At 70.3% G+C, this 13,705-nt stretch carries 13 protein-coding genes; 6 read left to right on the top strand and 7 right to left on the bottom strand.

Annotation, left to right across the window (positions count from 1 at the left end; all coding sequences use genetic code 11):
* Window positions 1-2 precede the first annotated feature (2 nt).
* On the bottom strand, window positions 3-971 hold the full coding sequence (pip, locus tag HV826_RS27035) for a prolyl aminopeptidase (protein WP_176419860.1): 969 nt from the start codon (window positions 969-971) through the stop codon (window positions 3-5).
* An 88-nt stretch (window positions 972-1,059) separates the two neighbouring features.
* Between pip and HV826_RS27030 the strand changes: the two genes are divergently transcribed.
* Window positions 1,060-1,272 carry a hypothetical protein gene (locus tag HV826_RS27030; RefSeq protein WP_176419849.1) on the top strand — a complete coding sequence of 71 codons (213 nt, stop codon included), beginning with the start codon at window positions 1,060-1,062 and terminating at the stop codon, window positions 1,270-1,272.
* A gap of 47 nt (window positions 1,273-1,319) precedes the next feature.
* Here the strand turns inward: HV826_RS27030 and HV826_RS27025 are convergent, their stop codons facing one another.
* Window positions 1,320-2,534, bottom strand: coding sequence for a small ribosomal subunit Rsm22 family protein (locus HV826_RS27025; RefSeq protein ID WP_176419859.1), 1,215 nt, complete (start codon window positions 2,532-2,534; stop codon window positions 1,320-1,322).
* Between the two features lie 125 nt (window positions 2,535-2,659).
* On the opposite strand from HV826_RS27025, the gene HV826_RS27020 reads away from it, so the two are divergent.
* The 5 genes from HV826_RS27020 (at window position 2,660) to HV826_RS27000 (ending at window position 9,090) form a co-directional block, all read left to right on the top strand.
* Entirely contained in the window at window positions 2,660-3,667 is a 1,008-nt protein-coding gene (locus HV826_RS27020) for an ATP-binding cassette domain-containing protein (RefSeq protein ID WP_176419858.1), read from the top strand.
* Window positions 3,664-4,467 (top strand): ABC-2 family transporter protein, encoded by an 804-nt coding sequence (locus tag HV826_RS27015; protein ID WP_176419857.1) that lies wholly within the window; start codon window positions 3,664-3,666, stop codon window positions 4,465-4,467. Before HV826_RS27020 ends, HV826_RS27015 begins: the two co-directional genes overlap by 4 nt.
* A 1-nt stretch (window position 4,468) precedes the next feature.
* Complete coding sequence (locus HV826_RS27010; protein WP_176419856.1) at window positions 4,469-5,275, top strand: ABC-2 family transporter protein; 807 nt, start codon at window positions 4,469-4,471, stop codon at window positions 5,273-5,275.
* 348 nt (window positions 5,276-5,623) lie between these two features.
* Window positions 5,624-7,804 (top strand): kelch repeat-containing protein, encoded by a 2,181-nt coding sequence (locus HV826_RS27005; RefSeq protein ID WP_255217437.1) that lies wholly within the window; start codon window positions 5,624-5,626, stop codon window positions 7,802-7,804.
* Window positions 7,805-7,974: 170 nt separating this feature from the next.
* The gene (locus HV826_RS27000; protein ID WP_176419855.1) at window positions 7,975-9,090 is read left to right on the top strand and encodes a triacylglycerol lipase; all 1,116 of its coding nucleotides are present in this window, start codon (window positions 7,975-7,977) and stop codon (window positions 9,088-9,090) included.
* 12 nt (window positions 9,091-9,102) lie between these two features.
* On the opposite strand, the gene HV826_RS26995 is transcribed toward HV826_RS27000, so the two are convergent.
* The 5 genes from HV826_RS26995 to HV826_RS26975 form a co-directional block, all read right to left on the bottom strand.
* Window positions 9,103-10,005, bottom strand: a complete 903-nt coding sequence (locus HV826_RS26995; RefSeq protein ID WP_176419854.1) for a helix-hairpin-helix domain-containing protein — start codon at window positions 10,003-10,005, stop codon at window positions 9,103-9,105.
* A 129-nt stretch (window positions 10,006-10,134) separates the two neighbouring features.
* Complete coding sequence (locus HV826_RS26990) at window positions 10,135-11,526, bottom strand: cell wall metabolism sensor histidine kinase WalK (RefSeq protein WP_176419853.1); 1,392 nt, start codon at window positions 11,524-11,526, stop codon at window positions 10,135-10,137.
* The gene (locus HV826_RS26985; RefSeq protein ID WP_217917813.1) at window positions 11,523-12,212 is read right to left on the bottom strand and encodes a response regulator transcription factor; all 690 of its coding nucleotides are present in this window, start codon (window positions 12,210-12,212) and stop codon (window positions 11,523-11,525) included. Before HV826_RS26985 ends, HV826_RS26990 begins: the two co-directional genes overlap by 4 nt.
* Window positions 12,213-12,255: 43 nt before the next feature.
* The gene (locus HV826_RS26980) at window positions 12,256-13,218 is read right to left on the bottom strand and encodes a hypothetical protein (protein ID WP_176419851.1); all 963 of its coding nucleotides are present in this window, start codon (window positions 13,216-13,218) and stop codon (window positions 12,256-12,258) included.
* Window positions 13,219-13,291: 73 nt separating this feature from the next.
* Entirely contained in the window at window positions 13,292-13,687 is a 396-nt protein-coding gene (locus HV826_RS26975; protein ID WP_176419850.1) for a RidA family protein, read from the bottom strand.
* Window positions 13,688-13,705 lie beyond the last annotated feature (18 nt).

The raw sequence follows: 13,705 nt of genomic DNA, 5'->3' as shown, positions 1-13,705 counted from the left end.
CTTCAGCGCCCGCGGAAGCGGTCGGTGGCTTCCACCAGCGCGGAGGTGTTGCCCGGCTCGTTCGCGGAGTGCCCCGCGTCGGACACCATGACGAAGGCGGCCTCCGGCCAGGCCTTGTGCAGCGCCCAGGCGCTCTCCGGCGGGCACACCACGTCATAGCGTCCCTGGACGATGACGGCGGGGATGTGGCGGATGCGGTGCACGTCGTCGAGCAGCTGCGTGTCGCCGCGCAGGAAGCCCCGGTTGACGAAGTAGTGGCATTCGATGCGGGCGAAGGCGAGCGCGAAGGCGTCCGCGCTGTTGCGCGCCACCAGCTCCGCGTTGGGATACAGGCAGCTGGTGCGGCCCTCCCACACGCTCCACGCGCGCGCCGCCTCCTGCTGCGCCTTCACGTCGGAGCCCATCAGCCGGCGGTGGTAGGCCGCCAGCAAATCGCCGCGCTCCTCGGGGGGGATGGGCTCCAGGTAGTACTCCCAGGCATCCGGGAAGAGGGCGCTGGCGCCTCGCTGGTAGAACCAGTCAATCTCCTGCTTGCGCAGCAGGAAGATGCCGCGCAGCACCAGCTCCGAGACGCGCTCGGGGTGTGTCTGGGCATAGGCCAGGGACAGGGTGCTGCCCCATGAGCCACCGAAGAGCTGCCACCGGGAGATGTCCAGGAACTCGCGCAGCCGCTCCATGTCGGCCACCAAATCCCAGGTGGTGTTCTCCTCCAGGCTGGCGTGCGGCGTGCTGCGTCCGCAGCCGCGCTGGTCGAACAGGATGATGCGGTACGCGGTCGGGTCGAAGAAGCGGCGCTGGCGCGGGTCCGTTCCTCCGCCAGGGCCCCCGTGGACGAAGAGCACCGGCTTGCCTTCCGGATTGCCACTCTCCTCGAAGTACACCTCATGCCCGCCGGAGACGCGCAGGCGGCCGGTGCGGTAGGGCTCCAGGGGCGGGTACAGCGAACGCAGCGGCCGGTGGGACACGGACACGGGCAGGCCTTCCGTAGCGGTGGGAGCGGCTGACCCTAACAGGGCCTCGCTCCTGGGCCTGCCGTCCTCCGGTGGCGGGATGTCTGGAATGGGCGGCGCGCTCCCTGCCAGGGCCGCGCTCTGTCAGGCAGGCCACGGACGATGTGACGGCGAGTTCACCGCGCCGCGCCGGCTGCGGCGGGTTCGCGTGCAGGCCACCGTCCTCGCGCGGGGCGCGGTGGGCGCCATGAAGGACGGCGTGAAGGCCTTCCGCCTCATGCGCGACGTCCTCACGGGACGTCATGCCCACCTCCGGCGCTGAGCCGGGCCGTCCATCTTCCGGCCCCGGGGCGGCAGGGGCCGGGTGCTTCACTCAGGAGGGCGCGGGCCGGCTCCCGGGCTCGAAGGCGCGTCCTCCTTCGGCGGCGGGGGCGGCACGCCCTTGCCCGCGGGGGCCACCACCCGCACCTCGGTGCGCTCGTCGAGCGCGAGCCCGTCACCCTTGGGCTCCGTCTCCGTCACGGAGATGACGTCGCCCCGGTTCAGCTTGAGGAACCGCTCATTGCGCTCGTTGCGGTGGCGCTCCTGCATCGCCAGTCCCACGCGGCCCTCCGGGCCACAGCCGATGTAGCGGTGCCGGCCCTTGCCCTCCAGGGGCTCGGAGACGATGCGGAACAGGCGCCCGGGCGTCAGCTCCGGCCACGCTTCGTCCCTGGGGGCCAGCACCAGGTAGCTCATCTTCAGCGATTCCTTGTGCAGGCTCGCCGCGCGCGCCAGCTCCTCCACCACGCGAGGCATGGGCCAGGCGCGCTCCGCGTGGCACCAGTCCGTCTCCTTCACCAGGGCGGGGCAGGGGCCGCGGTACATGCAGGGCGCGCGGACGGCGTAGCCCTTGGCCACCATGGCGTCGCGCACGTGCAAGAGGCCGCGGCTCGTCTCGCGCAGCGCGGGCTCCATCACCAGCAGGCTGCCACCGCGCTTCACCTTCGCCAGAATCGTCTCCAGCAGCGCCGCGCGGGGGGCCGTGGCCGCGTCGCCCGTGCCGTACAGCTCGTTGACGACGTGGCCCATCGTAATCAGGTCGAACTGGCCGTCGGGCAGCGCGGCGCCCTTCTTCGTCGGGTCCCAGTCGCGGGTGGCCAGGGCCTCACCGGCCTCGGCGGCCAGGTTGCGCGCCAGGGTGAGGGCGGCCTTGCTGCGGTCGGCGGCGGTGACCTGGCCCCCGCCCGCGTCCAGGGCGGCGAAGGCCACCGGGCCCGGGCCGCTGCCCAAATCCAGCACCTGCCGGGGGCGGCTCGGCAGCTCGCCGAGCACCTGCCGGGCCTGCGCATAGGACACCGGCCAGTAGAAGAGGAGGTAGGCGCCCAGGAGCTTCGGGTCGTCCATGTACCGCGCGCCGGCGAGCTGCCGCTCCCGCGTGAGGCCCAGGGAGAGCTGGCGGACACCCGCCGCCACCTCCTTCACCTCCTGGGGCGTCAGGCGCGTCTCCGGGGCGCCGCCACCACCGCGGCCGCGTGACGCGCGCCAGACGGCGATGAGCCGCGGCATCCATCGCTCCAGGTCCTTGCTGTATGCGTTGCTCATCTGGTCCAGCCTTCACCTGTGAGGCCGCGTCCCGCCGCGGCCGTTGCCAACCCATTGTCGTCCCGCCAAGGCGTCAACGGCGAGATCGCCATGGAGGGGGAGACCGCGTTAAACCCTGGTCGCACATGATTTCCGTTCGCGGCCTTCGCAAGCACTACCAGGTCCATCAGCGCCCGCCGGGCTTGAAGGCGGCCCTCCGCTCGCTCGTCCACCGTAGCTACACCACGGTGAAGGCCGTGGATGGGATTTCCTTCGACATCCGCCCCGGAGAGCGGGTGGGCTTCCTGGGCCCCAATGGCGCCGGGAAGACGACGACGCTCAAGGTCCTCTCCGGCCTGCTCCATCCCTCCGACGGCGAGGTGACGGTGGACGGCCACGTCCCCCAGCAGCGGGAGGAGGCCTTCCTCAAGAAGATCATGCTCGTCATGGGGCAGAAACAGCAGCTCCTGTGGGACCTGCCTCCGGCGGAGACCTTCGAACTCAACCGGGCCATCTACGACGTGCCCCAGGCCCAGTACAAGAAGACGATTTCAGACCTGATTGAGCTCCTGGAAATCGGGGACCTCATCGGCAAGCCCACCCGGCAGCTGTCGCTGGGGGAGCGGATGAAGTGTGAGCTGGCCGCGGCCCTCATCCACCAGCCGCGGGTGCTCTTCCTGGACGAGCCGACCATCGGCCTGGACGTGGCCATGCAGGCCACCATGCGGACGTTCATCAAGGAGTACAACGAGAAGTACGGCGCCACGCTCATCCTCACCAGCCACTACATGGACGACGTGGCGGCGCTGTGTCCCCGCGTCATCGTCATCGACAAGGGCCTCTTGTCATACGACGGCGGCCTGGACGCGCTGGTGCAGCGGGTGCGGCCGGAGAAGCGCGTGGTGCTGCGCCTGTCCGGGGAAGTGGACGTCGCGCGCCTGTCACCGCTGGGCCGGGTGGTGACGCACGAGCCCGGAATGGCGGTGCTCCAGGTCCAGCAGGAGGCGGTCAACGCCACCGTCACCCGCGCGCTGTCCACGCTGCCGGTGATGGACCTCACGGTGGAGAACGCGCCGCTGGAAGAGGTGATGAGCGAGCTGTTCGCGGAGTCGAAGGCGCGCCGGACGGCGGCGTCGGAGCCGGTGCCCGCATGAGCGCCAGGACGACACTGCGCGCCTTTCCCACGTTGCTGCGGGTGGGGTTCGCGGAGGCGGTGGCCTACCGCGCGGAGATGCTCATCTGGGTGCTGTCCACCACCATGCCGCTGGTCAACATGGTGCTGTGGATGGCCGTGTCGCGTGAGGCGCCCGTGGGGCGCTTCGGCGAGGCGGACTTCATCAGCTACTTCCTGGCCACCTTCGCGGTGCGGCAGCTCGCGACGTCGTGGGCGGCGTGGCTCATCAACTGGGAGGTGAAGCAGGGGACGCTGGCCATGCGCCTGCTGCGTCCCATCTCCCCGCTGTGGGCCTACGCGGTGGAGAGCATCGCCGCCTTCCCCATGCGGTTGATGGTCGCGGTGCCGGTGATTCTGCTGAGCGTGGCGCTGGTGGGGCAGAAGGCGGTGCCCCAGCACGCGTGGCAGTGGGGCTTCTTCGTGCTGGCGGTGATTGGCGGGTGGGCCGTGGCCTTCCTGGCCAACGTGGCCATTGGCGCGCTGTGCTTCTTCCTGGAGAGCAGCCAGAAGGTGCTGGAGGTGTGGCTGGTGCTCTTCTTCGTGTGCTCGGGCTACATGTACCCGGTGGAGCTGCTGCCGCCCACGCTGCGCACCCTCATCGACTGGTTGCCCTTCCGCTATCAGATTGGCGTCCCGGTGGAGCTGCTGACGGCGGACTATGGCTGGGAGGAGTCCCTGCGGCTGCTGGGCGCGCAGTGGGCCTGGGTGGCGGTGCTGGGCGCGTTGGCGGCGGTGACGTGGAAGCAGGGCGTGCGGCGCTTCGCGGCGTTCGGGGGCTGACGTGAGGCTGAAGCGCTATCTGCGGCTGCTGGGCATTCAACTCAAGGCGTCTGGGCTGCTGTCCCTGCAGTACCGCGCGGACTTCTTCACGGAGGGGCTGACGTCCCTCTTCTGGACCTTCACGGCGCTGGCGCCGCTGTTCGTCGTCTACAGCGAGCGGCCCAACCTGGAAGGCTGGAGCTTCGGCGAGGCCCTGCTGGTGGTGGGCTGGTTCACGCTGCTGCAGGGCATCCTGGAGGGCGCCATCAACCCCAGCCTCACGGGCGTGGTGGAGCACATCCGCAAGGGCACGCTGGACTTCGTGCTGCTCAAGCCCGCGGACGCGCAGTTCCTGGTGTCCACGCAGCGCTTCCAGCCGTGGCGGGCCTTCAACGTGCTGACGGGCGTCGGGCTGTTCGTCTACGCCTTCATGCACCTGGGGCGGTGGCCGTCGGTGGCGGGGCTGCTGGCCTCCGTGCTGCTGCTGGGGACGAGCACGCTCTTGCTCTACTCGCTGTGGATTCTGACGGTGAGCGCGGCGTTCTTCGTCGTGCGGGTGGACAACCTGACGTACCTGTTCACCTCTATCTTCGACTTCGCGCGCTGGCCGTCCTCCGTGTTCCAGGGCGTGGGGCGCGGCGTCCTGACGCTGGTATTCACATATGTCATCCCGCTGGCGCTGATGACGACCTTCCCGGCGCAGGCCATGCTGGGCCGGCTGCCGCCCCAGTCGCTGGTGGGCGCGGTGGCGGGCGCGGGGCTCTTCGCCTGGGGCTCGCGTCAGGTGTGGCTGCGCTCCATCCGCCGGTACACGTCGGCGAGCAGCTGACGCGGAGGCCCTCGCGCCGCCGGAGGCGCCCTCCGTGAAGGCACGAGGCGGGCCGAGCTCCAGGGGCCGTCAGGGGGGCGGGTGTCCATGGCCCCGCGCTGAGTCACAAACCCCTCCGCCTCAATCCATGTCACCGCGCGTTTCACGAGCATTTCTTTTATTGCGTGAATTGATGCGCCCTGGCGCGGCAGTCTTTGGCATTCACCCCGCACGGTGGGTGCCCAAGGCCCCATGTATTTTATGTGTTCAGTTTTGAGTGCTGCGATGGTCCGCCCGTGCAGGGCTGGGGTAAAGGCGCCGGGCGCGGTCCTTCCGCGCATCCCCCCGTCACACAAAGGACCCCCACTCATGTTTGAACCTGCCGGGTTCGGCCGCAAGGCCGCGCTCTTGATGACGCTCGTGTTCGCGGGATGCTCACACGAGGATTTTGCAGACGCGCTGAATGCGCCATGGCGCCAGGACGCCGAGCTCGCATCCGTCAGTTGGGTGGGCACCCCCAGCATGTCCACCCAGCGCCTGGACCATACGGCCACGGTGCTGCCCAATGGTCGCGTGCTGGTCGCCGGTGGCCAGTCCTCCACGAGCGCCGAGCAATACGACGTCGCGACCGCGCGGTGGCTCAGCGCGGGGAACATGAATGTCATCCGTCGGCGTCACACCGCGACGCTGCTGCCCACTGGCAACGTGTTGGTGGCGGGGGGGGACGTCGCCGCCGCGACCACCGGCACCGCGGAGCTGTACGACGTGGCCACGGGAACCTGGTCTTCCACCGGCAGCCTGGACTCCCTTCGCTCGGGACACACCGCCACGTTGCTGCTCAACGGCCAGGTGCTGGTGATGGGCGGCGAGGACGGCAACGGAACCGCGTTGATGACGGCGCGCCTGTATGACTCAGGCACGGGGACGTGGAGCGCCACCCACAGCATGAGCGTCCCGCGCATGGGACACGCGGCGACGCTGCTGCCCAATGGCAAGGTGCTGGTGACGGGCGGGCGCTCCAGCTCGTGGGGCGCCGTCCTCCGGACCGCGGAGCTCTATGACCCCGCGACGGGGACCTGGTCCTCCACCGCCGCCATGAGCTCGCCGCGCACGGGTCATGCTTCGACGGCGCTGCTGAATGGCAAGGTGCTGGTGTCCGGCGGGCTGGTGGACGACATCACCGCGACGCGCAGCGCGGAGCTGTACCACGTGGAGTCGGGCGTCTGGGGTTCCGCGGGGAACCTGATGCCCGTCGAGCGCGCGCACCACACCGCGACGGTGCTGCACTCCGGCGAGGTGTTCATCACCGGTGGCTCGGATGGCAGCGAGCCCTACCTCCAGAGCGCGGCGCTGTATGACCCCGTCAACGCGCTCTGGGCCTCCACGGCGTCAATGGGCACCAGCCGGCTGGGCCACGCCGCCGCGCTGCTGGGCACGGGGGAGGTGTTGGTCGCCGGAGGCAGCCCGGACGGCGTCCTGCGCACCGCCTCCGCCGAGCGTTACCTTCCGCCCACGCTCCCCTGGCGCGCCGCGAATGCCATGCTGTCCGCGCGGTATCACCATTCCTTGACGGTGTTGTCTGCGGGCGAGGTCCTCGCGGCGGGTGGCACCGCGAATGGCAGCACGGCCTTGACTGGCGCGGAGCGCTACTCCGAAGCGACGGGCCACTGGCTTCAAACGGGCGCGCTGCTCACCGCGCGTTACCTCCACACCGCGACGTTGCTGCCGGATGGGAAGGTGCTGGCCGCGGGAGGCCAGAGCACCTCGTCCAGCTACCTGCCCTCGGCGGAGCTCTATGACGCGGCGACGGGCACGTGGACCGCCACGGGTGCGCTGGCGGCGCCGCGCGCGCGTCACACCGCGACGCTGCTGCCCAACGGCAAGGTCCTGGTGGCGGGAGGGCGCAGGAGCTCCAGCTTCTCCGGCATGCTGGCCACCGCGGAGCTCTATGACGGGGCGACCGGAGCCTGGACCGCCACCGGGGTGATGAGCCGCCGGCGGCAGTACCACACGGCGACGTCACTGCCGTCCGGCAAGGTGCTGGTGGTGGGAGGCAACACGCAGGATGGAGACACGTCCTCGGCGGAGCTCTATGACGTGTCCACGGGGCAGTGGACGCTCACCGGCTCCCTGTCCGGGACGCGATATGGGCACACGGCGGTGGCGCTGCCGTCGGGCAAGGTGCTGGTGGCCGGAGGCTGGGGCGCGCGAGGGGCGCTCGCCACGGCGGAGCTCTACGACCCGGCGACGGGCACCTGGATTTCGCTCGCGTCCATGCAGCACCCCCGCTACGGACCGATGTCCTCGCTGCTGCCCTCTGGCCGCGTGCTGGTGCTGGGCGGTGACGGAGGTGGCACCGTGGGGTTGCTGGACTCGGCCGAGGTGTATGACCCGGCCAGCGGCCAGTGGCACAGCGCCGGGACGTTGCCCACGGCGCTCACCAGCGCGGGCGTGGTGACGCTGGTGGGTGCTGGCCGCGTGCTGGTGTCGGGCGGTCTGAGCCCCAGCGGCTCGCTGTCCGCCGCTGGGCTGTATTCGCCCGCGCCCTGAGTCCACGTCCCGCCCCGGGGGCTTGTGTCACCGGGGCGGGCTTTCGGATGCGGCCCGCAAGACAGCTCGAGGGCGGAGGTGTCGCCTGGGTGATGGCGGCTCGCTTTCGGGTGACCTGGGCCGCGGCGCCCCTGCTCCAATCCTTCCAGCGGTGCATTCAAGGGGGGCGCATGAAACGGTTTCAAGCGGTGGTCATGACGGGGCTGCTCGCCGGAGTGCTGGGCGGGGCCCCAGCGTCCTGGGCGGGCGCGGCGAGGACGCAGTACCCCGTGGTGTTCGCGCACGGCATGGGCGGGTTTGATGACCTGCTCGGCTACGACTACTGGGGGAACGACTTCGGCACCTTCGTGGGTGAGCCCTGTGAATCGCGCTTCGACACGAACTGCAACAGCGACCTCGACCCGGGACAGCGCGCTTTCGTGGCGCAGGTGGCGGCGTTCCAGTCCTCGGAGGCGCGCGGGTTGGACCTGGCGGACGACATCGAGGGCTTCATGGCGACGGCGGGTGTCTCGAAGGTGAGCATCGTCGGTCACTCGCAGGGAGGCATCGACGCGAGGAAGGCGGCGCGCGTGCTGCGGGAGCGGCGCGGTGTCACGTCGGTGGCGGTGCTGGCCAGCGTGTCATCGCCGCACCGGGGCTCGCCCGTGGCGAAGTACATCCTCGACCAGAAGCCGGGCGTCACCAGCGTCATCGCGGCCCTGGCGCGCTACTACGGCGACTCCGTCTACGCGCCGGGCAACGACGCCTACGCGGCGGCGAAGCAGCTCGTCTTCAATGACTATTCAGCCTCGGATGGTGTCGTCACGGGCATGAAGGCCTTCAACGAGAAGTACCCCGTGAGCAGCAGCTACGCGGAGCGCTACGTGTCCCTCGTCACCGCGCAGCACGGCGTGAATGTGAATCCGGCGCTGTACCTGATGAAGGAGTTCCTCTTCGACATCGACGGCAACGGCTACTGCGCGGGGGATGGGGACAACGACGGCGCGGCGGGCTGCGGCGACGGCGTGCGCAACGAGGCGGATGACGATGGCATGGTGGGCATCAGCTCGCAGCAGATGGGGCGCCGGCTGCGCTACCACGACGCCTTCTTCGGCTTCGACTCGGTGACGGACGACGCGTCCATTCCGGTGCTCAATGTCTTGAACGCGCCGTCGCGGCTGCAGAGCACGTCCATGTCCAGCGTGGTGCCTCAGGACCATGTGGACGTGGTGGGCGTCGGGCCGGATGCCTTCGATGAGTCGGAGTTCTACGCCGCCCTCATCCACTACATCTCCCTGCACGATTGACGCGCCGGTGTGTCAAACCCCGGGCCGTGGGGCTTCGACCTCCTCGGACTCCACGCCGTAGTACGCGAGGCACTCCACCTCGCGTCCGCGCACCACGCGCCGACTGTCGAGCGGACCGCCGCGCTCGGTGACGACGGTGCATTGGCCTTCGTCGCCGTCCTGGTCGAAGTAGAGCACCACCCAGTCATGGGTGGCATTCTGCTGGTGGGCCAGCGCGGTGTTGGAGAAGAGCGCGCGGAAGTTCCACCCCTCCAGCTTCTTGCGGAGCACGGGCAGCCACGCTTCTCCGGAGGGGTTGAACCGGCGCGGTGCAATCCGGCGCAGCTCGCCCGCGTCCGCGCGCCGCCGGTACTCCTCGTCCACCTGGAGCAGCACGCCCACATCTGGCCGGGGGCCTTCATCCCGCCCCTCGCTCCGCCGTGCGGCGCCGCGCCGCTCCCTGCCAAGCCTCGCGCCCAGCAGCTCGCGCACCTGTTCTCCGCGCCGGGGCCCGAAGCCCTCCACACGCTCCAGGCGTCCGTCGTGCGCCGCCTGCTCCAGCTCCTCCAGCGTCCGAACGCTCAGCTCGTCGTGGATGCGGCGGGCCAGCTCCGCGCCGATGCCCGGCACGCTGGCCAGGAGCTGCTCTGGAGAGTGGTCCGTCTCCAGCCGCTGGAGCAGGGAGAGCTGCCCGGTGCGAATCAGCTCCGCCATCGCCGCGGCGATGCTCTTCCCCACGCCGGGGAGCTTGCGCAGCCCCGCTTCACCTTCCTCGGCCAGCAGCTCCGCCACGGGCCGAGGCCACTGCGCGATGGTGTCCGCGGCCTTCCGGTAGGCGCCGACCCGGAAGGGCATCGCGTCCTGCTCCTCCAGCAGGTCCGCGACGCGCTCCAGCGCATCCGCGACGTCGATGTTGTCCTTCCAGGCAACGCCCATGGCTGCCTTCAAGGTGGGGTGCGTCGAGGACGGTGGCCACCCCTGTCGCTCAGGTCTCGTCGTGGCGCCGGGCTCGGCGGGCAGCCGGTAAGGCGGCCACTTCGCCGCCCGCCCTCGCGGCAGCGGCGCTCAGCGTGGCTCGCGCGTGGAGGAGCGAGGTCCTTCAATGACGACCTTCAGGCCGCGCGGCGGGTTGGGCGCGAAGGCGAGTGAGAAGCCGACGCGGAGGCACAGCTCGCGGACGATGGAGAGGCCGAGCCCGCTGCCCCGGGTCGCCCGCCGCCGCGTGGCCTGCGCGCGAAACCCGCGCTCGCCCAGGCGCTCGAGCTCCTCGGCCGAGAGGCCTGGGCCGTCGTCGAGCACGGTGAGCCGGAAGCGCCCGGGCTCCGCATCCTCCAGGACGGCCACGACGTGGCCACCCGCCTCGCCGTGCGTGACGGCGTTGTGGAGCAGGTTGCCCAGGGCCTGCTCCAGCATCGTGGGGTTGCAGCGCACCCAGAGCGCCTCGTCGGGCCGCGAGCACTCCACGGTCAGCTCCAGCAACCGCGCGAGCTGCTGGAGCCTGCGCACCACGCGCTCCATCGTCTGGCCCAGCTCCACGCGCGGGTCGCCCGCCGTCGGGTCGATGCCCTCTCCGAGCTGGCAGGCGAGGTGGAGGTTGTCCACCAGGGAGGTGAGGTAGACGGTGTCCTCGATGCCCTGGCGGAGGAGCGCCGCGTTCGGGTCGGCGGGCGTCGTCGAGGCCAGCTCCAGCGACAATTGGAGCGAGGCGATGGGGGTCTTCAGGTCATGCGCGACGTCCGCCAGGTGTCGCTCCAGCGCGTGCTTCTGGGCCTCGATGCGGGTGGCGTCCTCCTGGACACGGGCATGGGTGGCGTCGAGCACGCGTGACAGCTCGCCCAGCTCGTCGTCCTGGCCATCCGCCGCGGAGCGATACCGGCTCGCCCCGAGCAGCCCCGCCGCCCGATGCAGCCCGCGCAGGCGTTGGAGGAGGGGATGGACGACGACGAAGGTGGACAGCGTCGCCGCCAGCATCGTGAAGAGGACGGCGGACACGAAGACCCACCCGCCCACCGTGGCGCGCTCGTGCATGATGGGCCAGCGGAACTCCAGGAGGCTGCAGGGCCCCGCCTCCGCGAGCTTCAGCAGGGAGGCCCCCGCCCACGCGGAGTCCGGATGGAAGAGCGGGAGGTAGAAGGTGGAGGGCTCACGCTCGCCTTGCGCGAGCCGCGCGAGCAGCTTGGGGTCGGGTCGTGCACCGGGCGAGCCCGCTCCCACCTGGGCAAGGTCGTACGCCTCCACCTCCACGCCGTGTGGACTCCGGAAGCGCCAGCCCGGCGTCGTCCGGCACTCCGAGGCCTGGGGCGCGAGCACGAGGGCCGCGGACATCCGCACGCCATGCGTCAGCGCGGCATCCACGCCCAGGACAATCGCGAGGATGGACGCGCCCAGCGTCCCCAGCAGGCCCACGAGCGCCGACGCCACGAGGATGCGTTGGGCCAGGCGGTTGCGCAGCCTCAACGCGGCTCCTCGTCGGGGACGAACCGGTAGCCAATCCCCCAGGACGTCTGGATGCGCGCGCCCGCCGGCCCCAGCTTCTTGCGGATGCGCGCGATGTGAGAGTCCACGGTCCGGTCATCGCGCTCCTCGCTGGGCGGCAGCGCGTGCTGGGCAATCTGGGCGCGTGTCAGGGCCCGTCCCGGGCGCTCCGCGAGGTAGGCGAGCACGTCGAACTCGTGGCGCGTGAAGGGCAGGGCGCCTGTGCCTTCGCGGCTCGCCTCGCGGGCGTCGAGGTCCAGGCTCACGTCATCCCATTGTAGCACGCGTCGCGGGCGCTCCTCCTGGAGAAGCAGCCGTGTGCGGATGCGGGCGACCAGCTCCTCCATCCAGAAGGGCTTGGGCAGGTAGTCCACCGCCCCCAGTCCGAAGGAGCGCAGCCGGGCTTCCAGTTCCTGTCTCGCGGTGAGGACGATGACGGGGACACGGAGCCGGAAGCGCCAGGCCTCCAGCAGCTCGAAGCCGTCCTGCCCCGGCAGGTTGAGGTCCAGCACCACCAGGTCAGGGTGCTCGCGCTCGGCCATTTCGAGCGCGAGCAGGCCGTCCGTGGCGAGCGCCACCTGGAAGCCCGCGAGCTTCAAGCCACGCACGATGCCCGCGGCGATGGGGGCATCGTCCTCCACGACCAGGATGCGCGCCGACGGGTTCATGGACACGGGCCCCAGGTGGGTCTCTTCGCGTCAGCGCTGTCGCTCAGTACACCCAGGTGTAGCCGCAGCCGACAGTGGCGCTCACGCCGTCGTCGGAGAAGGTGCTGAGCTCCGCGCCGAGGCTGATGACGAGACCCGCGAGGTCGAGCCTGCCACTCGTGGCGAAGGCCGTCCATTCCTTCTCGGTGACGGGCATCTTGAAGATGACCTGGGTGCTGCCGCAGAACTTGCCGGCGCCAGCCCCCAGGCTGACCGCGAGCACGGGGCCGGCGAGCTTGGAGGGCATGTCGGCCCACACTCCAAACTGGAAGCTCATCGACACCCCCTTGGTGACGCCCGCGACGCCTCCGCAGCCGTAGAAGCCCCGGAGTTGCTGCTGCTCCGGGTGGTCGAAGGCGATGCCGACGCTGCCCTCGACGCCCCCGCCGAAGGTCATGCTGCCGCCGCTGCCGATGGAGAGGGTTCCGAGCCCCTTGCTCCGGGCGTCGTTGCCGGTGCGCTGGACCGACTCGTCCTGAGACAGCGAGCTGACCGTCTTGTGCGTGTCCTCGTCCTTCTTCTTCTGGGAGGACTGGCCCACGAGGAAGTCCACCTCCTTGTAGCGGGTGGGATTCGTCAGCAGCGCGTAGCCCGTCTCGGCCATGCTCTCCAGGAGGGCCAGGTGCTTGCGGTAGACGTCCTCGGCCAGCGCCTCGGCGACGTCGCTCAGCGCGTCCGTGAGGAAGCGGGTGGACAGCTCCACCGCCTCGTTCCACGCGGCTTCCCCAGCAGCCAGGGACTCCGCATACGCCTGCTCCGCCAGCTTCGCGGTGTCGCGGGTGAGCGTGTCGACCTCCCGGGCGAGCTGCTCGGCCTCGCGGCTCACCTGGTTGGAGACCGTGCCGGCCGTACCGGTGACGGTGTCGGCCGCCTTGTTGGCGGTGTCCACCACCGTGTTGCCCGCCTTCTTCGCGGTCTTCTTGACCTTCTTCACGGCCTTCTTGAACGACTTGCTGAGGCTCGACATGTCGTGGGTACCCCCGGCTGAGTTGAGGGACCCACCTTGCGGGAGAAGTGTTGAGGGACTGTGGAGCGCGCCTTCAGCCGCCGCCCGCGACGACGGCGTCCGCTTCAATCTCCACCAGGATTTCGGGGGAGATGAGGCGGCTGACCTCCACCATCGACGTGGCGGGGCGGATGTGGGCGAAGAGCTCCCCATGCGCCCGGCCCACCGCCTCCCACTGCTGGATGTCCACGACGTACATGCGCGTGCGCACCACGTCCTCCAGCCGAGCGCCCAGGGCCTCCAGGGCGGATTGGATGTTCTGGAGCGCCTGCCGGGCCTGCTGGTAGGCGTCCCCCACGCCCACGATGTCTCCCTGGGCGTCGGTGGCCGTCGTCCCGGACACGGAGACGAAGGGGCCCACACGCACGGCGCGCGAGTAGCCCACCTGGGGCTCCCACGGGGTTCCAGTGGAATGTTGGGTGCGCTTCATGGGGGCTCCAAGGGGAGG

Source organism: Myxococcus sp. AM010, assembly GCF_013372585.1.
Taxonomy (GTDB): Bacteria; Myxococcota; Myxococcia; order Myxococcales; family Myxococcaceae; genus Myxococcus; species Myxococcus vastator.
Note: the sequence above shows the minus strand (reverse complement) of the source record. Positions and strands in the feature narration are given on the sequence as shown.